This window comes from Rhodanobacter sp. FDAARGOS 1247, assembly GCF_016889805.1.
Lineage (GTDB): Bacteria > Pseudomonadota > Gammaproteobacteria > Xanthomonadales > Rhodanobacteraceae > Rhodanobacter.
This window is the reverse complement of the sequence record NZ_CP069535.1, coordinates 1,262,477-1,288,684: the sequence shown is the minus strand read 5'-3', so window position 1 is coordinate 1,288,684 and position 26,208 is coordinate 1,262,477. Positions and strand designations below refer to the sequence as shown.

Below are 26,208 nucleotides of genomic sequence, written 5' to 3'. Positions count from 1 at the left end.
TGTCACGATGAAATTGAAACCGGCCACCTTGCGCACCTTCACCACCCTGCATTCGTGGGTGGGCATGCTGGCGGGCTTCGCGCTGTTCGTGGCGTTCTACGCCGGCGCGATCACCGTGTTCCATCATTCGCTGCAGCAATGGGCCAGCCCGCAGCTTGCCGCCACCGCCTCGCTGGACGATGCGCAACAGCTGCTCGACCAGGTGCTGGCGCGCCACCCGGAAGCACGCGAACACCTGGGCATGACCTTCCCCGGCTACGAGCTGGCCGAGCCCACCGCGTACTGGCAGGACGCTCAAGGCGTCTGGCAATTCGCCACCCCGCAACAGCTGGCCGGCAGCCCGACCCCGCCGGGCGCCAGCCTGCCCGAGCTGGTCAACGAACTGCATTACACGCTGGGCCTGCCGCTGGTCGGCACCTGGCTGATGGGGCTGGTCAGCCTGCTGTACGGCGTCGCGCTGGTGTCGGGTTTCGTGATCCATCTGCCGCGGCTGTTCAAGGATCTGTTCGCGCTGCGCCCGGGGCGCAACCTCAAGCGCTTCTGGCAGGACGCACACAACGTGATCGGCGTGCTGAGCCTGCCGTTCCACATCGTGTTCGCGGTCACCGGCGCGCTGCTGTGCCTGCTGTTCGTGCTGATGCTGGCGCTGAATCCGCTGGTCCACGACGGCAAGCTGATGGCCGCGTCGGCCGCGGCGATGGACACCGCGCCGATCGTGCAGAAGGCGGACGTTTCCCGGTCGCTGTCGCCACTGGCAAGCTGGCACGCACGCGCGATCGCGGTGGCGGCGGAACATGGCGTCGCCGATTTCGTGCCCGGCTATCTGAAACTCGCCCATGCCGGCGATGCCCATGCCGTGGTCGAGATCACCGGCACCTCGCCGCGCGGACTCGGTGCCGGCGCGGTGGCGCTGGATGCCACCAGCGGCGCCGTGCTGGCCACCCAGCTGCCCGGTTCGCGCGACGCCAACCACGCGGTGCTGTCCGCGGTCTACGCGCTGCACTTCGGCGACTACGGCAATGTCGCGGTGCGATGGCTGTACTTCCTGCTGGGCCTGGGCGGCGCCTTCCTGTTCTATTCGGGCAACCTGTTGTGGATCGAGTCGCGGCGCAAGCGGCGGCAGGCCGAACAGGGGCGCTCCTCGATCGTGATGGCGCGCGCCACGGTCGGCGTGTGCCTCGGCGTCTGCGTGGCGATCTCCGCGGCCTTCGTGGCGGCGCAACTGCTGCCCGCGCTAGGCTGGCGCGTCGATGCCGGCGAACGCTGGATCTGCTTCGGCAGCTGGGCGCTGTGCGTGGCCTGGGCAGCATGGCGCGCGCCCCTGCGTGCTGCCCGGGAACTGTTGTGGCTCGCCGCGATCGTCACCGCGCTGGTTCCGCTGGCCCATGGCTTCGTCACCGGCTGGTGGTTCTGGCGCAGCGCCGCGGCCGGTCACGGCGCGTTGCTGGCGATCGACCTGGGCGCGCTGGCGCTGGCGGCGGGCTTCGCCTCGCTGGCACGTGCGGCGTCGCGGCGCAGCCGCCACGGTGACGGCAACAGCGTGTGGGCGGATCAGGCCCGGTAAGGGGCCAGCAAGGCGGGTTCGTCGAACAGCCCGGCCGGCAGCAGGTAACGCGGATCGCGGCCGGCGGCCAGCAACTCGCGGATGCGGGTGGCGGAGATTTCCAGCGGCGTCACCGCCAGTTCGATGACCTTGCCGGCCGGCGCGCCGCGCACATCCGCGGTGTCGACGACGCGCCTGCCCGCCACCTCGTCTTCCAGTTCATCCGGCAAGGTGGCCGATACGCCGGGCCGGCTCAGCACACCGACATGGGCCACCGCGAACAGTTCGCGCCAGCGATGCCAGCTGGCCAGGTTGGCGAAGGCATCGGCGCCGACCAGCAGCACCAGCGGCCGCTCGCCCTGCTCCGCGCGCAACTCGTGCAAGGTGTCGATGGTGTACGAAGGGCCGGCGCGATCCAGCTCGCGCGTGTCCAGGGTGAGCCGTGTCTGGCCCTGCAGCGCCGCGCGCAGGATCGCCACCCGCTGCGCTGCCGAAGCCATCGGCGCGTCGCGATGCGGCGGCACGCTGGCCGGCATCAGGCGCACCTCGGCGTCGAGCAGTTCGGCCGCTTCCCACGCCACGCTGAGATGTCCCAAGTGCACCGGATCGAAGGTGCCGCCGAAGATCGCGAGGGTCACGCCAGCGCCCTGGCTGCCCGCGGCTCCGCCAGTGCGGCGATCAGCCGTTCGGCCTCCTGCCACGGATTGCCCTGCTCGCGACCCTTGACCATGCGGTCGATGCGCGAGGCGCGCGCCAGGCATTGCAGCCAGTGTTCGCGGGGCGCGCGGCGCAGCGCCTGGCGGAACAGGTTCTCGCGCGCCTGCCACAGGTGTTCGGCGCGGAACTGGGCAGCCAAGTCCGATGCATTGGCCAGGCGCAGGGCGAGCTGCAGCTGATTGACCAGCCAGCCCATCAGCGCCAGCAGCTCGTCGCCTTCCGAGCGCAGCCCGGCCAGGATGCGCAGCGCGCGGGCGCCGTCGCCCAGGAAGGCCGCGTCGGTGAGCTTGAACACGTCGTAGCGGGCGCTGTCGGCGACCAGGTTCTCCATCTCGGCGGCATCGATGCGGCCTTCGCCGTGCAGCACGGCGAGCTTGTCGACTTCCTGCGCGGCGGCCAGCAGATTGCCCTCGACGCGCTCCGCCAGCAGGGCCACCGCGTCAGGCGTGGCGGACAGCTTGCGCGAGGCCAGCCGCGTGGTGATCCAGCTGGCCCATTCGTTCGGTCGCGGCGCGTTGAACACCACCATCGTGCCGCTGGCGTCGAGCTTCCTGCTCCAGGCGCCGTCGTGCTTGTTGCTCCACTCCATCGCGGTGATCAGCAAGGTGACGTCCGGCGGCGGATCGGCGCAGAACGCGGTGATCGCCTTGGCGCCCTCGATGCCGGGACGGCCGGTGGGCAGGCGCAGATCGATCAGCCGCCGACTGGCGAACAGCGACATCGCCGCGCCGGAGCGGGCCAGGTCGTTCCAGTCGAAATGCTGGCCGACCTCGAGCACCTCGCGCTCGCCGTAGCCAAGCCGGCGCGCCTGCGCGCGCAGGGCGTCGGCAGCTTCGAGCACCAGCAACTGCTCGCCGGCCAGCAGGTAGACCGGCTGCAGGCTGTCGCCCGCCAGCGCCTTCTGCCACTGACCGGGGTTGAGCGGCATCAGTGCGTGCTGGCGGCGCTGGCCGGCTCGGCCAGCTGGTGCTTGCTGGCCGCCTGCAGGCGGAACAGGATCGCCTGCACCATGTCGTCATTGAGGCTGCGCTGCAGCTCCTGCACCTGCGATTCGTTGCCGACGGTATTGCTGGCGTCGTAGCTGTACTCGCGCGACATGTCGATGCGCTGGACCGGCAGCAGCGGATGGCCGTCCGCATCGGTCACGTCGAACTCGACGTGGTAGCGCACCGCGTACTCGGTGATCCGCACGTAACCGCCGGCGCTCAGCGTCTCGGTGCTGAACCGGGCCGTCGGCACACGCAGCTCGGCGATGCCCGGGCCGGCAGCGTCCTCGATCGTGACGTCCGAGGTTTCCAGCGCACGGGTCAGCCGGCGCTCGAGCTCGCCGCCGCCATTGACGGTGACGTGCATGCGCTGCATCTGGGCGGGCAGGTTCGCGTTCTCGCGCAGGTGGAAGCCGCAGGCGGACAGCACCAGCGTGGTGGCCAGCAGCGACGCGAGCTGCAACAGGCGAGCGGTTTTCATGAAGTTCATCCTGCGACGATGTTGACGATCTTGCCGGGCACCACGATCACCTTGCGCACGGTCAAGCCTTCCAGGAAATGGGCCACCTGCGGTTGCGCCAGCGCCATGGCCTCGGCGTCTTCCTTCGAGGCGCCGGCGGCGACCTCGATGGTAGCGCGCAATTTGCCGTTGACCTGCACCGCCAGCGTCAGCGTGTCGCGCACCAGCGCGGTCTGATCAACCCGCGGCCACGGCTGGTCTTCCAGCACGCTTTCGGGGTGGCCCAGCACCTGCCACAGCGCGTGGCTGACGTGCGGCACCACCGGGTTCAGCAGCAGCACCATCGCCTCGAGCGCCTCGTGGCGCACGGCGCGGCCCTGGTCACTCTGGTCGGCGAACTTGCCCAGCGCATTGAGCAGTTCCATCAGCGCCGCGATCGCGGTGTTGAACGCGTGGCGGCGACCGAAATCGTCGCTGACTTTCTGGATGGTCTCGTGCAATTGGCGACGCAAGGCTTTCTGGCCTGCGTCCAGGCTGGCCGGATCAGTCACCGCATGATCGGGTCCTGCCGCATGCGTAGTCACTTCGCGCCACAGCCGCTTCAGGAACCGGGCCATGCCTTCGACGCCGGCCTCGCTCCATTCCAGCGACTGTTCCGGCGGTGCGGCGAACATCGAGAACAGCCGCACGGTGTCGGCGCCGTACTTGTCCACCATGGTCTGCGGGTCGATGCCGTTGTTCTTCGACTTCGACATCTTCTCGGTACCACCGATCTTCACCGGCTCGCCATCGGCCTTGAGTACGGCACCGGTCACGCGCGCCTTGTCGTCACGCTGGATCTCGACATCGGCGGGATTGATCCAGTCCTTCGAGCCGTCGGCGTTGTCGCGGTAGAAGGTCTCGGCGATCACCATGCCCTGGCACAACAGGTTCTGCGCCGGTTCGTCCGAATGCACCATGCCCGCGTCGCGCAGCAGCTTGTGATAGAAGCGGAAGTACAGCAGGTGCATGATCGCGTGTTCGATGCCGCCGACGTACTGGTCGACCGGCAGCCAGTAGTTGGCGCGCTCGTCGATCTGCGCGTTCGCGCCGGGGCTGGTGTAGCGCGCGTAGTACCAGCTCGACTCCATGAAGGTGTCGAAGGTGTCGGTCTCGCGTTCGGCCGGGCCGCCGCACTGCGGGCAGGTGGTCTTGCGCCACTCCGGATCGGCCTTGATCGGCGACTGCACGCCGGAGAACGCGACGTCCTCGGGCAGCACCACCGGCAGCTGGTCTTCCGGCACCGGCACCGCCTCGCACTGCGGGCAGTAGATCACCGGGATCGGGCAGCCCCAGTAGCGCTGGCGGCTGACGCCCCAGTCGCGCAGGCGGAAGTTGACCCGGCGCTGGCCGCGGCCCTCGGCCTCGAAGCGCCTGGCCAGCGCGTCCAGCGCCTGCTGGAAGTCGAGGCCGTCGTACTCGCCGGAATTCACCAGGATGCCGCGCTCGGTGAAGGCGCACTGCTCCATCACCCGCTGCTCGAAATCCTCGATGACCTGCACCGCGGACTTCGTATCGTAGGCATCGGTATCGCCGCCGCCGAGTGCCGCGCGCATCGGATCGGCGCCGACGCCAAGGGACAGGTCATGGCCGATTTCGCGCACCGCGTCGAGCACGCTGCGGTCGACCACCACCATCCTGATCGGCAGGCTGTAGCGCTTGGCGAATTCCCAGTCGCGCTGGTCGTGGCCGGGCACCGCCATCACCGCGCCGGTGCCGTAGTTCATCAGCACGAAGTTCGCCACGTACACCGGCAGCGCCTCGCCGGTGATCGGGTGGACGGCACGCAGGCCGGTGTCCATGCCGCGCTTTTCCTGGGTCTCCATTTCCGCTTCGGAGACGCCGCCCTGGCGCAGGCCGGCGATGAACTCGGCCAGCGCCGGACGCGCCAGCGCCGCGTACTGGGCCAGCGGATGCTCGGCCGCGATCGACAGGAAGGTCACGCCCATCAGCGTGTCCGGCCGGGTGGTGAACACCGTGATCGGCTCGACCGACGCCTCGTCGTCGTTGACGTCGAAGCGGATTTCCAGGCCCTCGCTGCGGCCCAGCCAGTTGCGCTGCATGGTCTTCACCGCATCGGGCCAGCCCGGCAGCGTGTCCAGGCCGTCGAGCAATTCGGGCGCGTAGTCGGTGATCTTCAGGAACCACTGCGGGATCTCGCGCTTCTCCACCACGGCGCCCGAGCGCCAGCCGCGGCCGTCGACCACCTGCTCGTTGGCCAGCACGGTCTGGTCGATCGGGTCCCAGTTCACCACCGCGTTCTTGCGGTACGCCATGCCCTTCTTCAGCAGGCGGGTGAACATCAGCTGTTCCCAGCGGTAATAGCCCGGCCGGCAGGTGGCGAACTCGCGGGTCCAGTCGATCGCGTAGCCCAGCGACTTCAGCTGGCTGCGCATGTGGTCGATGTTGGCGTAGGTCCACTTGGCCGGCGCGGTCCTGTTCTTGATCGCGGCGTTCTCGGCGGGCAGGCCGAACGCGTCCCAGCCCATCGGCTGCAGCACGTTCTTGCCCTGCATGCGCTGGTAACGGCTGATCACGTCGCCGATGGTGTAGTTGCGCACGTGGCCCATGTGCAGCGCGCCGGACGGATACGGCAGCATCGACAGGCAGTAGAACTTCGGCCGCGTGTCGTCCTCGACCACCTCGTACGCGCGCTGCGCGGTCCAGTAGTGCTGGGCGGCGGCCTCCACGGCCCGCGGGCGATAGCCGGTTTCGTCCTGCTCGGGGGTGGTCGGGGCTTGGGTGTCCTGCATGATCATGCTGCCATATGCGATTGATGCGGACCGGCGAAAGCCGGCCCGAGGGAACTGGTCAGACTAGCCCAGCGCGGGCCGGCCGCCAAGCCGGAACGCTATTCCTGCAGGCACGCGGCGGCCCGCCCTGCGCCCAGCGCACGCCCGGCCGCGGCGATCTGCGCCGCGATGCGGGCGATCGCCCGCTGGTGACCTTGAACCAGGGCCGGATAGCCCGGCCCCACCGGCTCGCTGACCAGGCTGGTGCACGACAGCGTGGCCGCTTGCGCGCCGTGTAGCAGGCGCACGCTCCACGCACCCTCGATCAGCGCCTGGCCGCCGGGTTGCGAATCGAACCGGCGCAGGTCCAGCTTGATCCGCAGCAGCGGCTGGCTGCCGGCCGGCAGGCCGCTGACGTCCTGGCTGTGCAGCTCGCGCGCCAGATCGGCGGCCAGCGCACTGCGCACTTCGTCGCCCAGTGGCGCGATCCAGCGTTCGCTGCCAAGCACGGCCATGCCTTCGGCGCCCTCGCGCACCACCAGCTGCGGCTGGTCGACCTGGGCCGGGATACCCACCGGCAACAGCTCGAACGGCAGCGACCCGGCGGCCGGGGTCGGCGCGCCCGCATCGGCCGGCGCCACCAGGGTGTAGTAATGCAGCGGTGCGGAAGCGCAGGCGGCCAGCAGCAGGGCCGCCGCCAGCGTGGCTGAAACCTGCGTGACGCGACGGATCATGGCTTGCTCCCTGAGGCCGGCTGCGGCGCCGGCGCGGCGGTTTTCGGTGCGGTGGTTTTCGGGGTCGACGGCGCCGGGTCCGGACGACGGCCGCGGATCAGCGACTCCGGATGGCCGCCCAGGTAATCGGTCAACACGCGCAGCGAACGCGCCATGCGCTGCACCTGTTCCAGCGTGGCGCCCAGGTTCTGCTGCAGCGGCGAATCACTGGCCAGCGCATCGTTGGCCGTGCCCATGGTCTGCTCCACGCCGTGCAGGGTGTCCTTCACCGCCGGCAGCGTCTCGCCATTGACCTGCTTCAGCGTGGCGTTGAGGCCAGCCAGGGTCTGGTCCAGGTTCTGGCCGATGCTGTCGAACGGGATCTTGTCGAGCTTGTCGACGATCTCGGCCAGCTGCTCCTGCAGCTTGTCGAAGCTGCCCGGCACGGTCGGCAGGGTCAGCGGTTTCGCGCTCGGGTCGAACGCCACCTTCGGTGTCTTCGGCACGAAGTCCAGCGCCACATACAACTGCCCGGTGAGCAGGTTGCCGGTGCGCGCCTGGGCGCGCAGGCCGTGGTCAACCAGCCGGCCGATCATCTGCGAAAGGTCGGGATTCTCCCCGCGCTCCCGGGCCAGTGCCTCCAGCTTGTCGTAGGCGGCGCCGAGTCGTTGCGGATAGATCACCGCGCCCACCACCACCGGGAAGCGCTGCTTCTGCTCGTCGTAATCCAGCCGCACCGACACCACCTTGCCGATGTTGATGCCGAGGAACTCCACCGGCGCATCGACCGCCAGGCCCCGCACCGACTGCTCGAAGCGCATGCGGATGTAGTGCGGCGTGCCATCCGGCGGCGCCATCGCGGTGGCCTGGTCGCCGAACAGCTTGAAGGCGTTGTCTTCCGGCGCCGGCGTGCCGTCGTGCGGGCCGGGCGGGTCCTGGAAGGCCACGCCGCCGGCCAGCACGGTGGCCAGCGACTGGGTGTTGAGGGTCAGTCCGTTCGCGCCCAGCGACACATCCACGCCGCTGGCATTCCAGAAGCGCGAGGAGCGGGTGACGAAGCGGTCGTTCGGACCGTCGATGAAGATCTGCAGCGAGACGCCCTTGCCGTCCTTGTCCAGCTGGTAGGACACCACCCGACCCACCTGGATGCGCCGGTAATAGATCGGCGAGCCGATGTCGAGCGAGCCCAGGTCGTCGCTGTGCAGGACGAAACTCCTACCGGGCGCGCCGTGGGTCACCGGCGGCGGAATCTCCAGGCCCTTGAAGTCGTCCTTGTACTCGGTGGAGTCACCCACGTCGGCACCGATGAACGCGCCGGACAGCAAGGTGTCGATGCCGGACACGCCGCCCAGCCCGATGCGCGGACGCACGACCCAGAACCGCGTGTCGGCGGTGGCGAAACCCTCGGCGCTCTTCTCCAGCGCCACGTTGACCAGCACGTGGCTGCGGTCGCTGCTGAGGTGGATCTTGCTGACCCGGCCGATCACCACGTTCTTGTACTTCACCGGCGTCTTGCCCGCCTCCAGCCCTTCGGCGCTCTGGAAGCTGATCACCACGTGCGGGCCCGCCTGCAGCCAGTTGCTGACCACCAGCGACAGGCCGACCAGGGCCGCCAGCGCCGGAATCAGCCAGATCAGCGAGGCGTTGAAGCGGCGCCGCTTCACCACCGGCCTCGGCAAGTCGCCGTCGTCTGGCGGTACCGGTTGGGTTTGCATGTCGTCAGTCATCCGAATCCTTGCCGTCCCAGATCAGGCGGGGGTCAAAACTCATCGAGGCAAACATGGTCAGCACCACGGTCAGCCCGAAAAAGATCACGCCCGGCAGTGGTTCCACCAGGCTCAGCACGCTGAAGCGCACCAGCGCCGTCAGCAGCGCCACCACGAATACGTCCAGCATCGACCAGTAGCCGATCAGCTCGACCAGCCGGTACAGCTTCGCACGCTGCAGCCGGGCCCAGCCGCTGCCCTGCTGGCTGCTCACCAGCAGCACGCTGAGGGCGAGGAACTTCAGCACCGGCACCACGATGCTGGCGGTGAACACGATCACCGCCAGGTTCGGCGAGCCGGCCCGCCACAACTCCACCACCCCGCTGATGATGGTGTTGTCGTCGATGTCGTTGAGGCTGGCGGTGCGCATGATCGGCAGCACGTTGGCCGGGATGTACATCAGGAACGCGGCGATCAGCAGCGCCCAGGTCCGCGCGAAGCTGTCCGGCTTGCGCCGGCGCAGCGTGCTGGCGCAGCGCGGGCAGGCCATCGCATCGTCCACGCCGTCGCCGTCCAGCTGGGCGTCGCCCGGCACGTTGCGGCACACTAGCCCGCATACCGTGCAGGCGATCAGGCCCAGCTCGGCGGCGCGCGGCAAGGCGCTCATGCGGCCGACTCCAGGTCCTCGTTCCACAACTGGCGCAGATCCACCCCCGCGAAGATGGTGATCAGCAGGGTCAGCGCCGCGTAGGCGTAGATGCCCGGATCGGCGGTGACGTCGAAATAGGTGTGCGCCTTGACGATCGCCACCAGCGCACCCAGCACGAACACCTCGCTCATCGTCCACGGCCCCAGCCGGTGCAGGATCACCATCAGCGGCACGAAACCCGGCGCGCGGCGGCCGGCGCGGGCAAACCACAGCAGCCAGCCCAGCAGGGACATCTTCAGCAGAGGGAAGAAGAACAGCGTGGCGGCCACCAGCACCGAGACGATCTGCGAATGCTCGCGCCACATCGCCAGGATCACGCCCCACAAGGTGGTGCTGCTGTGCTGGCCGCTCAGGCCCAGGGTCACGATCGGCCACAGGTTGGCCTGCACGAACACGATCGCCGCGGTCAGGATCAGCGCCAGCATCGCGTTCACGCTCAGCAGATGGTGCCGCTCCAGCTCCGCGGCACACAGTGCACAGCGCGCCACTTCCCCACGCTCCAGCGCGCGCCGGCGGTAGACCGTGTCGCAGTGCTCGCAGATCAGCAGCTTTTCTGGATAGGCCTTGCCCATGCACCCGGTGCCTTGCTTCGGCGTGACAGTCCGTGGATTCTCGCAAATCTGGCGTGAACGCGCTGCTTGATATGCTGCGCGGGAACCCTGATCTGAACCGACATTCACCAAGCTGGAGTTTCCCGTGACCGATGCTGCCACCGTTTCCCACGTCTTCGACGTGGACCAGCAGACCTTCGAAGCCGACGTGCTGCAGGCCTCGCTGAGCACGCCGATCCTGGTCGACTTCTGGGCCACCTGGTGCGAACCGTGCAAGACGCTGGGCCCGATGCTGGAAAAGCTCGCCGCCGAGTTCAACGGCGCGTTCCGGCTGGGCAAGGTCGACGTGGACAGCCAGCAGGAGCTGGCCGGGATGTTCGGCATCAAGAGCATCCCCACCGTGATGCTGGTGAAGGATGGCCAGGTGCTCGACGGCTTCGCCGGCGCCTTGCCCGAAGGCCAGCTGCGCGAATTCCTGCTGCGCCACGTGCAGCCACTGGAAGCAGCCGCGGGCGATGAAGTCGCCGCCGCCGAGGACCCCGCCCAGGCCGTGAACCGCCTGCAGCAGGCGATCGCCGCCGAGCCGAACAAGCCCGAGCTGAAACTGGACCTGGCCGTGGCCCTGATGCGCAACGAGCAGATCGACGCGGCCGAAGCCGAACTCGCCGCCCTGCCTGCCAACCTCGCCACCGACGCACGCGCCGTGCGCCTGCGCAGCGAACTGGAGCTGGCCCATTCGCTGCAGGACGCGCCGGAACGGGCGACGCTGCAACAGCGCTTGCAAGCCAACGCCGAGGACTGGGAAGCCCACGATCAACTCGGCGTGCGCCTGCTGCTCGAAGGCGACGCCGCCGGCGGGCTCGACCAGTTCCTGCTGATCCTGCAGAAGGCCCGCGACTGGAACGACGGCCAGGGCAAGAAGCGCCTGCTGGCGGCCTTCGCCACCCTCGACGACGCCGAACTGGTCAGCCGCTACCGGCGGAAGATGGCGTCGCTGTTGTTCTGATTGTTGGGCACGGGGGAACGCAAAGCATTCCACCCTCCACAACCCCTTCCCAACCTCCCCTGTTCGCCCTCCGGGCAAGCTGGGGGAGGAGCAAGGCGGCCGCGAGGCGAGGCATGCCAATCCGTACGCCACCGTATGCTCATGTAAGATCCGTCATTCCCCCGGCATCCGACGAATCCCCATGCGCGCCTCCACCTTCCGCCGCCTGCTGAACCTGTGGCCGCCGTTCCTGTTCAACGCGATCCGCCTGCAGTCGCTCAGCGACGACTACACCGAGGCGAAGGTGGTGCTGCGGCTGCGCCCGTGGAACCGCAATTACGTGAAGAGCCAGTTCGGCGGCAACCTGTTCGCCATGGTCGATCCGTTCTGGATGCTGCTGGCGATGCACCAGCTGGGCAGCGACTACTTCGTGTGGGACAAGGCCGGCACGATCGACTTCGTGGCACCGGGCTACGAGGACGTCTACGCCCACTTCAAGCTCGAACCCGGCGTGGTCGACGAACTGCGCGCGGCCGCCGCCGGCGGCGAGAAGGTGTTGCGCTGGTTCGAGACTGAAGTGACCACGGCGTCAGGCAAGGTCATCGCCGTGGTGCGCAAGCAGATCTACGTGCGGCTCAAGCCACGAGTGCGCTGACCCGGGCTCAGCCGTTCTCCCGCTCGAAGCGCATCACCGCTTCGAGTTCGGCCTCGGCGCGCTGCACGGCTGCGCCGGCCAGGCGGTTCGCAAGCCATGGCAGTCGGCCCATCCGGCGCAGCACGAGGCAGGCCAGGCCCACCGCGGCCAACGGGACGACCGCGGACAGCACCAGCCAGCTCGCCGTCCCCGGACGGAGGTGGTCCCACAGGCTCACCCCGACGCGGTCGCCTTCGTATTGCGCAAGCATCATCAAGGCGGGAATCCAGATCACGCAGCCGATGACCGCAAAGACCGGCGCCTCCACCTTGACCCGCCATGCGCGGAGATCGGCGATACGCCGCTGGATTTCCAGCACCGGCGAGGCATAGTCGATCGCCTGCACCAGCGCGAGCGCCCGCGCCGGGAAGAACACCGACAGGGTGCCGAAGACCTGCATGACGATCCCGCACGCCATCGAGCCGGTATCGCCCAGGTGGGTCGACCAGAAGCTGATGCCCCACAGCATCATCGCGATACCCAGCGGTATCTGCAGGGCAAAGGTCCACGCCAGCGGTCGCAGGCGCCGGCGCACATGCTCCAGTTTGCCGTCCCGAAACAGCTGCAGGTTCAGCGAATGCTGTTGCGCCAACCGGCGATCCAGCACCTGCCAGGCCAGCTTCATGTCATCCAGTTCCATCGTCATGCTCCGGTGGTTTGTGCGGCGGTCATCTGGCCGCGCAGCTTCTGCTTGATGCGGCTGATCTTGGTCGCCACGTTGGTTTCGCTGATGCCGAGGATCTCGGCCATCTCGGTGTAGTTGCGGTCTTCCAGGTACAGCAGGATCAGCGCGCGATTGAGCGGATCGAGCTGGCCGATGAAGGCGTACAGCGCGGTCAGCCGTTCGTCCGGTTCGGCGATGCCCTCGCCTCCGCCGACCGTCTCCAGGTGGTGCGTTTCCAGCGGCTCGAAACGGTCGGATTCCGACCAGCGCTCGCGCCGCGCTTGCGAGATCGCCACGTTCAACGCGATGCGGTACATCCAGGTGGAGAACTTCGCGCGCGCCTCGTCATACCCGCCGAACGAACGCCACAGCTGCGCGCTGATCTCCTGCACCAGGTCGTCGCGGTCGGCGGCGCTGCGGCTGTACAGGCCGGCGACCTTGAACACGATCCGGCGATGTTCGTGCAGCAGCGATTCGAAGCGTTGCTGGTGTGGTCTGGCCGTCATGGATGCTGATCTTCCCCTTGTTCATCCCATGATTCGCAGGGCCGCGAAAAAAATCACGGCGGTTGCCGCCCGGCAGGCGCACTATGCATCGAATCCGCCCCTTCGCCACGGAGGCTGCGATGACGGCTGTCGATTTCGTGTTGTCCCGCGCACGCCACCTGAGCCCCGGCAGCTTCGCCCTGGTCATGGCCACCGGCATCGTCTCGATCGACCTCAACCAGCACGGCCTGCGCGCACTGGCGCTGGTGCTGTTCGGCGCGAACCTGCTGGCCTGGCTGATCCTGCTGGCACTCACTGCCGTGCGACTGGTCCGCTTCCGCCGCGAACTGGTCGCCGATTTCGTGCACCCGGGCCGCGGCGCCGGCTTCCTCACCCTGGCCGCGGCCACCTGCGTGTTCGGCAGCCAGTGCCTGATGGTGGTGCACCTGCCGACACTGGCCCGCGCGCTCGCCCTGCTCGGCGCGCTGTTCTGGGCAGCACTGATTTACCTGTTCTTCGCCGCCGCCATCACCGCACGGATCAAGCCCGGCTTCACCCGCAGCATCAACGGCGGCTGGCTGGTCGCGGTGGTGTCGACCCAGGCGCTGGCCGTGCTGATGACCCTGCTGATCGCGAACGATCCCGCCGCCGGCCCCGGCTGGCTGTTCGGCGCGCTGTGCCTGTACCTGCTCGGCGGCGCGCTGTACCTGCTGATCATCACCCTGGTCGTCTACCGCATGGTGTTCTTTCCGCTGCGCGCCCGCGAATTCACCCCGCCGTACTGGATCGACATGGGCGCCCTGGCGATCACCACCCTCGCCGGCAGTCTGCTCGTGCTGCATACGCCGGCCACCAGCCCGCTGCATGAGTTGATGCCGTTCGTGAAAGGTTTCACCGTGTTCTTCTGGGCCACCGCGACGTGGTGGATTCCGCTGCTGGTGATGCTGGAGCTCTGGCGCCACGCCTGGCGCCATGTGCCGCTGCGCTACGAGGCGGATGACTGGGACATCGTGTTTCCGCTGGGCATGTACACGGTCGGCACCTACGAACTGGCGCGGGCGCTGCAGCTCGATTTCCTGCGCGTGATACCGGCCATCGGCGTCTACGTCAGCCTGCTGGTGTGGGTACTCGTGGCTGGCGGCGCCTTCGCTCGCGGGTATCGCGGTTTCCGCGTTGAGGGGCGACGGCATCCGTTGCGGTGACACCCTCGCCGCGCGACCACGCTCACGGCAGGCGGATGTGCGCGGCCGTTTCCCGCATGTGGTCGCGATGGGCCATGTCCTTGCCCAACTGGTAGCCCACGTTGAACATCATCGCCACCAGTACGAGCACGAAGCCTCCGAAGACGAGCGCGGTGCCGGCCTTGCGATGCGCCGGCTGCCGCCGCCATGCCATGCCCGCCAGGGCAATCGTTACACCGGCGATGCCGGCAAGGGGTAGACCGCAGGCCAGCGCAGCAAAGAACAGGGCGACAGCGACGATGGCCAACACAGATTGATCCCGAGGGGTAGCGTTTGACATGGGCATTCCTTGGCGGTGTGAGTGTGGCTGGGTGATGCTGGCGCATAGCCTAATGGATCGCGCGCGCTGGGCGCACGTTCGTGCTGGTGGGCGTTGATGCGCAATTCCGCGCTGGCGTCTGGTGCGTTTCGCTACGGTGGTCCTGCTTGTATCGTGCGTTTTCCGGAGAATCAAAAGTGGTGAAGCATGAGCTTTCATCCTCCGTATCTGTAGGAGTGCACCTTGTGCGCGATGCACTTGGTGCGTTCAGAGCAAGAGCTTTCGTCCTCCTACGGAGGGCGAGTCACTTTCTCTTTGAGTGGCCAAAGAGAAAGTAACCCAAGAGAAAGGCCACCCCGCTTCCGCGCCTTGCGGACATCCTGTCCGCAAGGTTCGCGAGCCGGGGCCGGGCTTTTCGACAGGGCATCCTGCCCTGGCGAAAAGGAGCCGACATCCCTGTCGGCTCCCGCTGCGCGGCCTGTCGACCCCGCCTCGCCGCTGCAGAGGGGCCCCGGGTAGAGCAGCGGGCCATCGTGGCCCGCACTTTTCAGAAGAGCGGGATCAAGAGCAAAGCGGCGACCCGGAGCTTTTGCTCTGGCTTTTTGCTTTTGCCTTTCAGCTTCATCACCGAGTGCGGGCCACGATGGCCCGCTGCTTTACCGGGGTCCCTTGTGCGGCGGTGAGCCGGGGTCGACAGGCCGCGCAGCGGGCGTTGCCAGGGATGGCAACGCCTTTTCGCACGGGCAGGATGCCCGTTCGAAAAGCCCGGCCCCGGCTCACGGACTTGTTGGGCAGGATGCCCAACAAGCGCCAAGCGGGGTGGCCTTCTCTTTTGGTTACTTTTCTCTTGGCCACGCAAGAGAAAAGTGACTCGGTCGCCGAAGGCGATCGACCGCTCTGCACTTGAAGCTTTTGCTTCTAGGCACATCGAAGCAAGAGGCGGAAAGTGACTCTCACTCCGCAGGAGGGCGAAAGCTCTTGCTCTGATGCACAAGGCCACGCAAAAGCGTCACCCCCAACAGCGAGCGCGACGCCGGCCTTCGCCGGAACGGCCCGACCATGCTCCCCGGCGACGCGGCGACTCGCCCCCACCTACAATGCGGGCATCCCCCGCATCCCGGACCCTCACCCCATGCGACCGTTTCGCGTCAAGCGCTACCTGCTCACCGGCCTGCTCACCTTCATCCCGCTGTGGGTGACCTGGCTGGTGTTCAAGTTCATCCTCGGGATGCTGGCCGGCATCGGCGCGCCGCTGGTGGCGGGGTTGCTCGGCACGCTGGCGCTGGTGGCTCCGCGCACCGCCGAGTCGCTGAACATGGAGTGGCTGAATTTCATTCTTGCGCTGGTGATCACCCTGGTGGCGCTGTACCTGCTCGGCTTCATTGCGAACCGGGTGATCGGCCAGCGCTTCCTCACGGCGTTCGACGGGTTGCTGGCACGCATCCCGCTGGTGCAGACGATCTACGGCGGCACCAAGAAGCTGATGGCGGTGCTGCAGAACAAGCCCAGCGGCATGCAGCGGGTGGTGCTGATCGACTTTCCCCGTCGCGGCATGAAGGTGGTGGGTTTCGTCACCCGGGTGATGATCGAGGAAGGCAGCGGTCGGGAGATGGCGGCTGTCTATATTCCGACCACGCCCAACCCCACCGGCGGCTATCTGGAACTGGTGCCGGTGGATGAGCTGACGCCGACAGACTGGACCATGGATCAGGCGATGGCCTTCATCATTTCCGGCGGCGCGGTGGCGCCCGACACCTTGCCGGCCTCGCCACCCCAGTTGCGCCAGGACACCCCGGAGCCGCACGCATGAACCTCCGCCACTTCCTGTGTTTCGCCCTGCTCGGCGCAGCGGCGTGCGGCGCTCATGCCGCCGACACTGACTGGACCACGCCGGCGGAAGCCGCGCAGTTCCGCACTACGCCGAGCTACGCCGACACGCTGGCCTACCTGCAGCGGCTACAGCAGGCGGCGCCGGGGATGATCCATCTGGAAACCTTCGGCAGCACCCCTGAAGGCCGCCCGATGACGGTGGTGATCGCCAGCGCCGACGGCACGTTCGACCCGGCTGCCGCACGCGCCGCGCACAAGCCGGTGGTGCTGGTGCAGGCGGGCATCCACCCGGGCGAGATCGAGGGCAAGGATGCCGGGCTGATGCTGCTGCGCGATATCGCGATCACGAAGAAGTATCCGCACGTGCTCGATCACCTGGTGCTGGTCTACATCCCGGTGTTCAGCGTGGATGGCCACGAGAATTCCAGCCCGTACCACCGCATCAACCAGAACGGCCCGGCCAGCATGGGCTTTCGCGGCCAGTCGCAGTACCTCAACCTCAACCGCGACTACGTCAAGGCCGATGCGCCGGAAATGCGCGCGTGGCTGAAGCTGTGGCAGCAGTGGCTGCCGGATTTCCTGATCGACGTGCACACCACCGACGGCGCGGACTACCAGTACGACCTCACCTGGTACACCGAGGACCCGCACAAGCTCGATCCGGCGGTGAGCCAGTGGCAGCAGGACACGATCGTCAGGCACGCGCTGCCGGCGTACGAGAAGCGCGGCCACCTCGCCTCGATCTACCTGGAGTTCAAGGACGGCACCGATCCACGCCAGGGCATCGTGAACTTCGGTTCGGGACCGCGCTTTTCCACCGGCTACGCGGCGCTGCAGAACCGGCCGGCGCTGCTGATCGAAACGCACATGTTGAAGTCCTATGCGAACCGCGTGCACGCCGTGTACGACCTGGTCGAGCTGATGCTGGAGCAGGTCAACCGCCATCCCGCCGCCCTGCTCGCAGCCACCGCGAAGGCCGATGCCGATACCGTCGCCCGCGCCGCCGACGCGGACGCCACGGTGCCGCTCACGTTCAGGCCCGATCCGCAATCCACGCCGTACACGCTGAAGGGTTTTGCGTTCACGCTGACCCCGAGCGACATCTCCAACAGCCCGTGGATCCGCTACGACCCGAGCCAGCCGAAGACGTACACCATCCCGAACTGGAATGGCCTGCTGCCGGCCATTTCCGTGACGCCGCCGGCGGCCTACGTGGTGCCCGTGCAATGGACGCAGATCATCGACAAGCTCGACGCGCACGGCATCGTCTACCGGCGCACCAGCGCGCCGATGACGATCCGCGCGACGGGCTATCAGCTGGATGACCCGCAATGGGCGAACAAGTCGTTCGAAGGACACGTGATGCTGCGCGACTTCAAGCTGCATCCCGTGGCGCGCGAAGCCACCCTGCCGGCCGGTTCGGTGATCGTGCCGATGAACCAGCGGGCGGCCAACGTGGCGATCAACCTGCTCGAACCGCAGGCGCCGGATTCGCTGCTGCAGTGGGGTGACCTCGATGCGATCTTCGAGGCCAAGGAATACGGCGAACCGCGCGTGCTGGAAAAACTGGCGCGCGAGATGATGGCGAAGGACCCTGCACTGAAGGCCTCGTTCGAACAGAAGCTGCACGACGACCCCGCCTTCGCCGCCAACGGTTACGCCAGGCTGCACTGGTTTTTCCAGCGTTCGCCCTGGTACGCCGACCAGCACGTGGGCGCCTACCCGGTGCTGCGGCTGGACCCGGCGCAGCTCAGGGCACTGCCGGGCCAGGCTTCCCCTGCCCACCCCTGACCTATGACACTGTATCGCCCATGACGTTTGGCCTAGCGTCGGCGGTCTTGACGGCCGCCGGGGGGACGCGGAGGCACGATCATGAAAGCTCCCCGGCCACCGCCGGCATCCATCCATACAGAGGGATATCCATGACCAAGCAGTATCTGAAGCCCATCGCGCTGGCGATCAGCGTGGCGCTTGCCCTGACCGCCTGCGGCAAGCAGGAGTCGGCGCCGGCCGCCAGCACCAGCGCGCCCGCCGCAGCCGCCACCACCGCGGCAGCCGACCTCGGCAAGAGCATCTTCGACGTCAGCGAACTGGATCCGAAGATCAACGCCTGCGCCGACTTCAACGGCTTCGTCAACAGCCAGTGGGTGGCCGCCAACCCGATCCCGGCCGATCGCACCCGCTGGGGCGCGTTCGACAAGCTGGCCGAGGACAGCCTGAACACCCAGCACAAGATCGTCGAGGACGCCGCCAAGGGCGCCGACCAGGCCGCCGCCGGCTCGATCGAGCAGAAGATCGGCAACCTGTACAAGTCCGGCATGGACGAGGCCGCCATCGACAAGGCCGGCTTCGATCCGATCAAGCCGAAGCTGGCCGCGATCGACCAGCTGAAGAACGGCAAGGACGTAGCCGGATACCTCGACAAGAGCTTCGCCGAAGGTGACATGCAGGTGTTCCAGTTCGGCTCCGGCGCCGACTTCAAGCACGCCGAAACCCAGATCGGCTACACCTTCCAGGCGGGCCTGGGCCTGCCGACCAAGGATTACTACACCGACCCGAAGCAGGCTGACCTGCGCAAGGCCTACCTCGACTACATCGCCAAGACGCTGCAGCTGACCGGCGTGTCCGCCGCCGACGCGAAGAAGCAGGCCGATGAAGTGATGGCGTTCGAGACGAAGCTGGCTGCCGCGTCGCTGGCACCCGTGGAACTGCGCACACCGGAAAACCAGTACCACTTCGTCAGCGTCGCCGAAGCGAACAAGGTCACCCCGCACTTCAACTGGGAGAACTTCTTCAAGGCCCAGGGCGTGACCATCGACAAGGGCTTCTCGCTGTCGCAGCCGAAGTTCTTCGCCGAGTTCGACAAGCTGCTGGCCAGCGCACCGGTCAGCCAGTGGCAGGCCTACCTGCGCTTCCACACCATCGATGACGCCTCCGACGCGCTGAGCAAGAATTTCCGCGACAACAAGTTCGCCTTCTACGGCAAGACGCTGTCCGGCCAGCCGGAGCAGAAGCCGCGCTGGAAGCAGGTGCTGGGCGCGGTCAACGGCTCGATGGGCATGGCGCTGGGCGAGCTGTACGTCAAGACCGAGTTCACCCCCGAAGCGAAGAGCCGCGCCGAGGAGCTGGTGACCAACGTGCGCAACGCGCTGAAGGCACGCATCCAGAACCTCGACTGGATGAGCGACGAGACCAAGGCCAAGGCGATCGCCAAGTGGGACACCTTCCTGCCCAAGATCGGCTACCCGGACAAGTGGCGCGACTGGACCGGCCTCACGATCGTGCCGGACAACTACTACGCCAACCTCGAAGCGGCCGGCAAGTTCAACTACGAGTACGACATCGCCAAGATCGGCAAGCCGACCGACCGCAAGGAATGGGGCATGACCCCGCAGACGGTCAACGCGTACTACAACCCGACCGACAACACGATCAACTTCCCCGCCGCGATCCTGCAGCCGCCGTTCTTCGATGCCAAGGCCGACGACGCGATCAACTACGGCGGCATCGGCGCGGTGATCGGCCACGAGGCCAGCCACGGCTTCGACGACGAAGGCAGCCAGTTCGACGGCGCCGGCAACAACGTCAACTGGTGGAGCGAGGCCGACCGTGCCAAGTTCGACGCCCGCACCGCCAAGCTGGTGCAGCAGTTCAACGACTACACGCCGATCAAGGACCAGCCGGACGCGCACGTCAACGGCAAGCTGACCCTGGGCGAGAACATCGCCGACCTGGGCGGCCTGAACGTGGCCTACGACGCGCTGCAGGTGGCCCTGAAGCAGCACCCGGAGGAAGCGGGCAAGAAGATCGACGGCTACACCGAGGACCAGCGTTTCTTCCTCAACTGGGCCCGCGTGTGGCGCGGCAACATCCGCGAGAAGCAGGCGCTGCTGCGCCTGAACACCGATCCGCATGCACCGGCCTCGCTGCGCGCGATCGGCGCGCCGTCGAACATGCCGGCGTTCGCCACCGCGTTCCAGTGCAAGCCCGGCGACGCGATGGTGCGCGGCGACGACAAGCAGGTGAAGATCTGGTAATCCGGCGATCATCCCGGTCGCGATGCATCGCGACCTGATGCGACCCCAGGGCCCCGCATGCAGATGCGGGGCCTTTTTTTCCCCGGCCGGTGCCCCTGACCTTTGACACTGTCTGGCCCATGACGTTTGGCCTAGCGTGGATGGGCATGCGTCCGCGTCCGGGGGGACTTGTGACGCGGCCGAACAAGCACACTCACCACCACCTACAAGGGACATCCATGACCAAGCAGTATCTGAAGCCCATGGCACTGGCGCTCGCCGTCAGCCTGGCGCTGGCCGCCTGCGGCAAGCACGACGCCGCCGACAACGCGCCGGCGCCGGCCAGCACCGCGCCGGCCGCGGCCGGCACCGCCGCGGCCGACCTCGGCAAGAGCATCTTCGACGTCAGCGAACTGGGCGACAGCGCGCTGGCCTGCCAGGACTTCAACGGCTTCGTCAACGCGAAGTGGGTCAAGGCCAACCCGATCCCGGCCGACCAGACCGTGTGGGGCGCCTTCAGCGTGCTGCACGAGAAGAGCCTGGCCGACCAGCACCAGCTGGTTGACGACGCGGAAAAGAACGCCGACAGCGCCAAGGCCGGTTCGATCGAGCAGAAGATCGGCTGGCTGTACCACTCCAGCATGGACATGGACGCGCGCAACAAGGCCGGCTTCGAGCCGATCAAGGCCGACCTGGCCGGCATCGACGCGCTGAAGTCCAACAAGGAGCTCCCGACCTGGCTGAACCAGTCCTTCGCCAAGGGCGACGGCGCGGTGTTCAACTTCGGTTCGGGCGCCGACTTCAAGGACGCCAAGATCCAGATCGCCTACACCGAGCAGAGCGGCCTCGGCCTGCCCACGCCGGACTACTACACCGATGCGAAGAACAAGGAAGTGCGCGACGCCTACGTCAAGTACCTCGCCAAGCTGTTCGAGATGACCGGCAGCAGCGCCGCCGACGCCAGCAAGCAGGCCGCGCTGGCGATGAAGTTCGAAACCGACCTGGCGCAGCACTCCATCCCGCGGGTGGAAATGCGCAAGCCGGAGAACCAGTACCACTTCGCGACCGTGGCCGAAGCGAACAAGGTCACCCCGCACTTCGACTGGAACGCGTTCTTCAAGGCGCAGGGCGTCACCATCGACAAGGGCTTCTCGCTGTCGCAGCCGAAGTTCTTCGCCGAGTTCGACAAGCTGCTCGCCAGCGCGCCGATGGACGAGTGGAAGGCCTACCTGAAGGCCCGCACGATCTCCAACTCGGCCGCTGCCCTGTCCGAACCGTTCGTCGATGCGCAGTTCGATTTCTACGGCAAGACCCTGCGCGGCCAGCCGCAGCAGCAGCCGCAGTGGAAGCGTTCGCTGGGTTCGGTCAACGGCGCGATGGGCCAGGCCCTGGGCCAGCTGTACGTGGCCAAGTACTTCACCCCCGAGGCGAAGACCCGCGCAGAGGAGCTGGTCACCAACGTGCGTGACGCGCTGAAGACGCGCATCGAGAACCTCGACTGGATGAGCGCCGAGACCAAGACCAAGGCGCTGGACAAGTGGTCGAAGTTCCTGCCGAAGATCGGCTACCCGGAAACCTGGCGCAACTGGGATGGCCTGACCATCACCAAGGACAACTACTACGCCAACATGCAGGCGGCCAGCAAGTTCAACTACGAGTACGACATCGCCAAGATCGGCAAGCCGACCGACCGCAAGGACTGGGGCATGACCCCGCAGACGGTCAACGCGTACTACAACCCCACCGACAACACGATCAACTTCCCGGCCGCGATCCTGCAGCCGCCGTTCTTCGATGCCAAGGCGGATGACGCGATCAACTACGGCGGCATCGGCGCGGTGATCGGCCACGAGGCCAGCCACGGCTTCGACGACCAGGGCAGCCAGTTCGACGGCGACGGCAACAACCTCAACTGGTGGAGCGACGCGGACAAGAAACAGTTCGAGGCACGCACCGGCAAGCTGGTCGACCAGTTCAACGGCTACGCCCCGCTGGCCGACCACCCCGAGCTGCACGTCAACGGCAAGCTGACCCTGGGCGAGAACATCGCCGACCTGGGCGGCCTCAACATCGCCTATGACGCGCTGCAGACCGCGCTGAAGAAGAACCCGACCGAAGCGGCCTCGAAGATCGAGGGCTACACCCAGGACCAGCGCTTCTTCCTGAACTGGGCCCGCGTGTGGCGTGGCGACATCCGCGAAAAGGCGCAGATGGTCTATCTGAATGCCGATCCGCACTCGCCGATGAAGTTCCGCGCGATGGGCGCGCCGTCCAACATGCCGACCTTCGCCAGCGCGTTCCAGTGCAAGAGCGGCGACGCGATGGTGGCCCCGGCCGACAAGCAGGTGAAGATCTGGTAATTCCATATCGACACCGGCCGCAATTCATCGCGGCTTGAAACGAAGGCCCCGCATGCGAATGCGGGGCCTTTTTCATGGTGTGCGCCCTGCCGCTGCAGCGCGGGATGACAGATGCCGGCTTGTTGGGTATTGCAAATCATTCTCATTAAAGTATCTTAGGCACCTTCTCCGGCCGCCAGCGCATTCGCGCAGCAAGCCGGAATGTTCGCCATTTCCAGGTTGTTTCCCGTCGGACGACACGACGCACGCTGATCTGCTTCGGTGCGCGTTCGGCTGGCCCCGAAACCTGCATCCAGCCAATGCAAGACCTTTGCATGCGCCAGACCCGCCAGGCCCTGTCCGCATGCAAATCCCGTTCACCCATGGAGCTCTCATGACACCGATCAAATCGCGCAAGCATCCCGTCGCCTCGCAGCGGCAGGTCCCGACGACGAGCGCGCTGAAGGCGGCAACCCTGTTCACCGGCCTGGCGCTGGCTTTCCCCGCGGCCGCCACGGATACCACACCCGCCGATTTCACCGGCGCGCAAGTGGCGCAGGCCAAGAGCCTGCCCGGCGTGCAGGTGGAAGCGGTCACCGGCAACGACTACCGCGTCGACAAGCTGTCCTCGCCGAAATACACCCAGCCGCTGCTGGACACCACGCAGACCATCAGCGTGATCACCAAGGAACTGATCCAGCAGCAGGGCGCCACCACGCTGACCGAAGCGCTGCGCAACAGCCCGGGCGTGGGCACCTTCTACGTCGGCGAGAACGGCAGCACCAACACCGGCGACAGCATCTACATGCGCGGCTTCGACACCTCGGGCAGCATCTTCGTGGACGGCGTGCGCGACCTCGGCTCGATCTCGCGCGACGTGTTCAACATCGAACAGGTGGAAGTGGCCAAGGGTCCGGCCGGCACCGACTACGGTCGCACCGCGCCCACCGGCTCGGTCAACCTGGCCAGCAAGCAGCCGCAACTGGGCGACGGCATCTCCGGATCAATCGGCTACGGCAGCGGCCAGCACCGCCGCGCCACCGCCGACTGGAACCAGACCCTGGGCGCCAACTCCGCGTTCCGCCTCAACCTGATGGGCCAGGACAGCGGCTCGCCGGGGCGCGACAAGGTCGAAGCGAACCGCTGGGGCGTCGCGCCGTCGCTGGCGTTCGGCCTGAAGACGCCGACTCGGGTCTACATCGACTTCCTGCACGTGCAGCAGAACAACCTGCCCGACGGCGGCGTGCCGACCCTGGGCCTGCCCGGTTACAGCAGCCCGGATGCCACCCGGCCGTTCCTCGCCGACGCGCCGATGGTCGATCCGTCGAACTTCTACGGCACCACCTCCGACCATGACGACGTCAAGGCGGACATGTTCACCGTCATCGTCGAGCACGACTTCACGACCGACGTGGCGCTGCACAACACCACGCGCTGGGGCCGCACCCACCAGGACTACCTGCTGACTTCGTTCCGCGGCGATACCGCCAACCTGCTCACCCCGGACGCCGCCGATCCCTCGACCTGGACCATCGCGCGCAGCCTGCCGACGTACAAGAACCAGACCAACCGCATCGTCACCAACCAGACCAACCTCACCGCCAGCTTCGACACCGGCAGCGTCACGCACAACCTCAGCGCCGGCATCGAGCTGACCCGCGAAAAGGCCGACACCATCGGCATGGCCACCCTGGCCGGCAGCGCCTGGCCCGCCGCGAATCTCTACCACCCCGAGGCCGACGTCAGCGGGCTGCTCTACGGCAGCAACGGCGCCGACACGCATGGCCAGACCGATACCGAAGCGGCCTACCTGTTCGACACGCTGAAGTTCGACGAGCAGTGGCAGGTCAATGCCGGCCTGCGCCTGGACCACTACCAGACCGACTTTGACAGCATGGTCGTCTGCGGCTCCCGCAACGCCCCGGCCTGCGGCACCCTGCCCGCCGGCAGCGTGCTGCCGGGCGTGGACGCCGACAAGTCCGGCAACCTGCCCAGCTACAAGCTCGGCGTGCTGTACAAGCCGGCCGCCAATGGCAGCATCTATGCGAACTTTGCCGTGTCGCAGGAGCCGCCGGGCGGCAACACCTTGACCCTGAGCGGTTCGGCCAACAGCGCCGACAACCCCGACTTCGATCCGCAGAAGGCCCGCACCGTCGAGCTGGGCAGCAAGTGGGACCTGCTCGGCGAAAGACTGCTGCTGACCGGCGCGTTGTACCGCACCACCGTCACCAATGACCTGGTGCAGGACCCGGTCGACCTGCAGTATTACCAGGTCGGCGAGAAGCGCGTGCAGGGCATCGAGCTGAGCATGGTCGGCAAGCTCACCGACAACTGGGCGGTCAGCGCCGGCTACACCACGATGGACGCCAGGGTGACCAGCGGCAAGGCCGTCGCCAACGACGGTTCCAGCGACCTGGCCTATACCCCGAAGAGCGCATTCACCGCCTGGACCACCTACCACCTGCCGTTCAACCTCACCATCGGCGGCGGTGCCCGTTATGCCGGCGAAATGAAGCGCGGCACCGACGGCGCGATCGGCACGCCGGCGTTCACCGAGGCGTACTGGGTGTTCGACGCGATGGCCAGCTATCCGGTCAGCAAGCATTTCGACCTGCAGTTGAACCTGTACAACCTGTTCGACAAGGACTACGTCGCGGCGATCAACAAGAGCGGCTACCGTTACACCCCGGGCACGCCGCGCGCGGCGATGCTCACTGCCAACATCCGTTTCTGATCCTCGGCTTCCCGCCCTAAGTCACAGGTGCTTCATGCTGCTGCACATCCCCGAGGTACTCGATCCCGCGCAGGTCGCCCGGATTCGCGCCGAGCTGGACGCGGCCGCGTGGACCGACGGCCGCGAAACCGTCGGCGTGCAGGGGGCGAAGGTCAAGCGCAACCTGCAATTGCCCGACGCCTCGCCACTGCGCCTGCAACTGGGCCAGCTGGTGCAGGCGGCGCTGGCGAAGAATCCGCTCTATCACGCGGCGGCCCTGCCGCTGCGCACCCTGCCGCCACGCTTCAACCGTTACGAGGGCGGCGGCGAATACGGCTACCACGTCGACGGCGCGGTGATGGCGCTGTCCGCCGACGCGCAGTTGCGCAGCGACGTGTCCTGCACGCTGTTCCTCAGCGAACCGGACGAATACGACGGCGGCGAGCTGATCGTCAACGACACCTACGGCGAGCACGAGGTGAAGCTGCCGGCTGGTGACCTGATCGTCTACCCGTCCAGCAGCCTGCACCGGGTCGCCCCGGTGACCCGCGGCGCGCGGGTGGCCTCCTTCTTCTGGGTGCAAAGCCTGGTCCGCGACGACAGCCGCCGTCGCCTGCTGTTCGAACTGGACGGCTCGATCCAGCGCCTGACGCAAACGGCTGCCGACCCGGCGGCGGTGCTGCAACTGACCGGCGTCTACCACAACCTGCTGCGGCAGTGGTCGGAGACCTGAGAGGTTGAGTTTTTCAACCTCTCGGGTCGGCCACGGACGGCCGGTCGCGGAGCAGTCACAAGTGACTGATTCGCGTGAGCACGTCCGGGCATG

Annotated in this window: 21 protein-coding genes; 10 read left to right on the top strand and 11 right to left on the bottom strand. The window is 67.1% G+C overall.

Annotated elements, in window-relative coordinates:
- The first annotated feature begins 7 nt into the window (after positions 1-7).
- Positions 8-1,564, top strand: a complete 1,557-nt coding sequence (locus I6J77_RS05675) for a PepSY domain-containing protein (RefSeq protein WP_204110877.1) — start codon at positions 8-10, stop codon at positions 1,562-1,564.
- Here I6J77_RS05675 and nadD read toward each other — a convergent pair.
- From nadD to I6J77_RS05635, 8 genes are all read right to left on the bottom strand, one after another.
- Positions 1,552-2,181: a nicotinate-nucleotide adenylyltransferase gene (nadD, locus tag I6J77_RS05670; protein ID WP_204110876.1), complete on the bottom strand. Its 630-nt coding sequence runs from the start codon at positions 2,179-2,181 to the stop codon at positions 1,552-1,554. The two genes, I6J77_RS05675 and nadD, sit on opposite strands and share 13 nt — an antisense overlap.
- The gene (holA, locus tag I6J77_RS05665) at positions 2,178-3,188 is read right to left on the bottom strand and encodes a DNA polymerase III subunit delta (protein ID WP_204110875.1); all 1,011 of its coding nucleotides are present in this window, start codon (positions 3,186-3,188) and stop codon (positions 2,178-2,180) included. The genes nadD and holA overlap by 4 nt, the downstream gene beginning before the upstream one ends.
- A complete protein-coding gene (gene lptE / locus I6J77_RS05660) occupies positions 3,188-3,736 on the bottom strand; it encodes an LPS assembly lipoprotein LptE (protein ID WP_204110874.1) in 549 nt (182 codons plus the stop codon). Before lptE ends, holA begins: the two co-directional genes overlap by 1 nt.
- Positions 3,733-6,498 carry a leucine--tRNA ligase gene (gene leuS / locus I6J77_RS05655; protein ID WP_204110873.1) on the bottom strand — a complete coding sequence of 922 codons (2,766 nt, stop codon included), beginning with the start codon at positions 6,496-6,498 and terminating at the stop codon, positions 3,733-3,735. The genes lptE and leuS overlap by 4 nt, the downstream gene beginning before the upstream one ends.
- A 98-nt stretch (positions 6,499-6,596) precedes the next feature.
- Complete coding sequence (locus I6J77_RS05650) at positions 6,597-7,211, bottom strand: membrane integrity-associated transporter subunit PqiC (protein WP_204110872.1); 615 nt, start codon at positions 7,209-7,211, stop codon at positions 6,597-6,599.
- Positions 7,208-8,917: an intermembrane transport protein PqiB gene (locus tag I6J77_RS05645; protein ID WP_204110871.1), complete on the bottom strand. Its 1,710-nt coding sequence runs from the start codon at positions 8,915-8,917 to the stop codon at positions 7,208-7,210. Before I6J77_RS05645 ends, I6J77_RS05650 begins: the two co-directional genes overlap by 4 nt.
- Positions 8,910-9,563, bottom strand: coding sequence for a paraquat-inducible protein A (locus I6J77_RS05640; RefSeq protein WP_056764342.1), 654 nt, complete (start codon positions 9,561-9,563; stop codon positions 8,910-8,912). The genes I6J77_RS05645 and I6J77_RS05640 overlap by 8 nt, the downstream gene beginning before the upstream one ends.
- Positions 9,560-10,177: a paraquat-inducible protein A gene (locus tag I6J77_RS05635; protein ID WP_204110870.1), complete on the bottom strand. Its 618-nt coding sequence runs from the start codon at positions 10,175-10,177 to the stop codon at positions 9,560-9,562. Before I6J77_RS05635 ends, I6J77_RS05640 begins: the two co-directional genes overlap by 4 nt.
- A gap of 124 nt (positions 10,178-10,301) precedes the next feature.
- On the opposite strand from I6J77_RS05635, the gene trxA reads away from it, so the two are divergent.
- Entirely contained in the window at positions 10,302-11,162 is an 861-nt protein-coding gene (trxA, locus tag I6J77_RS05630) for a thioredoxin (RefSeq protein ID WP_204110869.1), read from the top strand.
- 181 nt (positions 11,163-11,343) lie between these two features.
- Complete coding sequence (locus I6J77_RS05625) at positions 11,344-11,796, top strand: DUF4442 domain-containing protein (protein ID WP_056764336.1); 453 nt, start codon at positions 11,344-11,346, stop codon at positions 11,794-11,796.
- 7 nt (positions 11,797-11,803) lie between these two features.
- Here the strand turns inward: I6J77_RS05625 and I6J77_RS05620 are convergent, their stop codons facing one another.
- Positions 11,804-12,475: a hypothetical protein gene (locus I6J77_RS05620; RefSeq protein WP_204110868.1), complete on the bottom strand. Its 672-nt coding sequence runs from the start codon at positions 12,473-12,475 to the stop codon at positions 11,804-11,806.
- A 2-nt stretch (positions 12,476-12,477) separates the two neighbouring features.
- Complete coding sequence (locus I6J77_RS05615) at positions 12,478-13,005, bottom strand: RNA polymerase sigma factor (protein WP_204110867.1); 528 nt, start codon at positions 13,003-13,005, stop codon at positions 12,478-12,480.
- 119 nt (positions 13,006-13,124) lie between these two features.
- On the opposite strand from I6J77_RS05615, the gene I6J77_RS05610 reads away from it, so the two are divergent.
- Positions 13,125-14,186: a tellurite resistance/C4-dicarboxylate transporter family protein gene (locus I6J77_RS05610; RefSeq protein ID WP_204110866.1), complete on the top strand. Its 1,062-nt coding sequence runs from the start codon at positions 13,125-13,127 to the stop codon at positions 14,184-14,186.
- A gap of 22 nt (positions 14,187-14,208) precedes the next feature.
- Here the strand turns inward: I6J77_RS05610 and I6J77_RS05605 are convergent, their stop codons facing one another.
- Entirely contained in the window at positions 14,209-14,505 is a 297-nt protein-coding gene (locus I6J77_RS05605) for a hypothetical protein (protein WP_204110865.1), read from the bottom strand.
- 1,111 nt (positions 14,506-15,616) lie between these two features.
- On the opposite strand from I6J77_RS05605, the gene I6J77_RS05600 reads away from it, so the two are divergent.
- The 6 genes from I6J77_RS05600 (at position 15,617) to I6J77_RS05575 (ending at position 26,115) form a co-directional block, all read left to right on the top strand.
- Positions 15,617-16,294 carry a DUF502 domain-containing protein gene (locus I6J77_RS05600; RefSeq protein WP_007804625.1) on the top strand — a complete coding sequence of 226 codons (678 nt, stop codon included), beginning with the start codon at positions 15,617-15,619 and terminating at the stop codon, positions 16,292-16,294.
- Positions 16,291-18,105 (top strand): M14 family metallopeptidase, encoded by a 1,815-nt coding sequence (locus tag I6J77_RS05595; protein WP_204110864.1) that lies wholly within the window; start codon positions 16,291-16,293, stop codon positions 18,103-18,105. The genes I6J77_RS05600 and I6J77_RS05595 overlap by 4 nt, the downstream gene beginning before the upstream one ends.
- A gap of 131 nt (positions 18,106-18,236) precedes the next feature.
- Entirely contained in the window at positions 18,237-20,351 is a 2,115-nt protein-coding gene (locus tag I6J77_RS05590) for a M13 family metallopeptidase (protein ID WP_204110863.1), read from the top strand.
- Positions 20,352-20,569: 218 nt separating this feature from the next.
- Positions 20,570-22,690 (top strand): M13 family metallopeptidase, encoded by a 2,121-nt coding sequence (locus tag I6J77_RS05585; protein WP_204110862.1) that lies wholly within the window; start codon positions 20,570-20,572, stop codon positions 22,688-22,690.
- A gap of 373 nt (positions 22,691-23,063) precedes the next feature.
- The gene (locus I6J77_RS05580; RefSeq protein WP_204110861.1) at positions 23,064-25,403 is read left to right on the top strand and encodes a catecholate siderophore receptor Fiu; all 2,340 of its coding nucleotides are present in this window, start codon (positions 23,064-23,066) and stop codon (positions 25,401-25,403) included.
- 34 nt (positions 25,404-25,437) lie between these two features.
- On the top strand, positions 25,438-26,115 hold the full coding sequence (locus I6J77_RS05575) for a Fe2+-dependent dioxygenase (protein WP_204110860.1): 678 nt from the start codon (positions 25,438-25,440) through the stop codon (positions 26,113-26,115).
- Positions 26,116-26,208 lie beyond the last annotated feature (93 nt).